Below are 1,230 nucleotides of genomic sequence, written 5' to 3'. Positions count from 1 at the left end.
CTGGGCTGCCTGCGGGGAACCGGCTCCAGCCCCGATCCACCGTAGGCACCCCACACCCGACACTCATCACCGCAAGACGGCGTGCGCGGTGCGTGATCTGCCACCGCGACGGCGCCACTGCTCGGTGGGTGCACCGCCGCACCGCCGCTGCTCATGCTCAAGGAGTCCTGATGACCGCTGTAGCGATCGGCGCGATCGACATCCCCTCCGGGCGAGGCTCTGGCCGGGGCCCTCGGGGCGCTGATCGAGGTGCCGGTGCTCGTCGCCTTGGTGTACGTGTCGTTGTGGCCGCGCCGGCGCCTGGTCACCACCGCGGACACACCGCTGCCTCGCGCGGGTGGGACTTGATGAGCACCCGCTCGGCCGGCCAGTAGCGGACCATGTCATGGACGCCTCCTCGTTCGACGCCACGCCGGTCGTCGTCGCTATTGCGCGACGGCGCCCGGCGGGCGACCGCACCCTCGAACACTTCGCGCTCACCAGCCCACACCCGCGGCTTCAGCAGACCGTCGACGAGCTGCGCCGCACATTCCACGGCACCTTCGGCCCCGAGACGATCGAGGCCGTGGTCGTGGACGTGTTCACCAAGCTGGCGCTGACCGCCCGCATCACCACCCACCTGCCCGTCCTCGCCGCCCGCCACGCCCACCAGCGGCTCGCGGCAGCAGCCCGATCCCCAGGAGCCCCCGTGACCACCACAGCCGCGGTCCCCGAAGTCCTGTTCGTCTGCGTCCACAACGCCGGCCGCTCCCAGATGGCCGCCGCCCTGCTGGCCCACCACGCCAACGGCGCCGTCCGCGTCACCTCCGCCGGCTCGGCCCCGGCCGAGACCATCAACCCCGCCGTGCGCGAGGTCATGGCCGAGATCGGCCTGTCCCTGGACACCGAGTTCCCGAAGCGCCTGACCACCGAGGCGGTCGAAGCGGCCGCCGTCGTGATCACCATGGGCTGTGGCGATGCCTGTCCGGTGTTCCCCGGCAAGCGCTACCTCGACTGGGAGCTGACCGACCCCGCCGGCAAGACCGCCGAGCAGATCCGCCCGATCCGCGACGACATCGACGCCCGGGTACGCCGCCTGCTCACCGAAGTGACCGGTGCCCCGACCGAAGCGACGACCCCGTGACCACGACACCGGCGGTGTTGTTCGTCTGCGTCCGTAACGGCGGCAAGTCCCAGATGGCCGCCGGGCTCATGCGCGCGGCCGCCGGTGACCGGGTCGAGGTGCACTCC

The 1,230-nt window shown here is 72.0% G+C and carries 1 protein-coding gene and 1 pseudogene; both read left to right on the top strand.

All coding sequences use genetic code 11. The annotated features are described in order from the left end of the window. Positions 1-167: 167 nt before the first annotated feature. A pseudogene (locus tag WHI96_RS27695) lies at positions 168-348 on the top strand (ACR3 family arsenite efflux transporter); the annotation flags it as partial. Between the two features lie 37 nt (positions 349-385). Beyond that, on the top strand, positions 386-1,123 hold the full coding sequence (locus WHI96_RS27690) for an arsenate reductase/protein-tyrosine-phosphatase family protein (protein ID WP_345650377.1): 738 nt from the start codon (positions 386-388) through the stop codon (positions 1,121-1,123). Positions 1,124-1,230 lie beyond the last annotated feature (107 nt).

This window comes from Pseudonocardia tropica (genome assembly GCF_040105315.1).
GTDB lineage: Bacteria > Actinomycetota > Actinomycetes > Mycobacteriales > Pseudonocardiaceae > Pseudonocardia > Pseudonocardia alni.
Note: the sequence above shows the minus strand (reverse complement) of the source record. Positions and strands in the feature narration are given on the sequence as shown.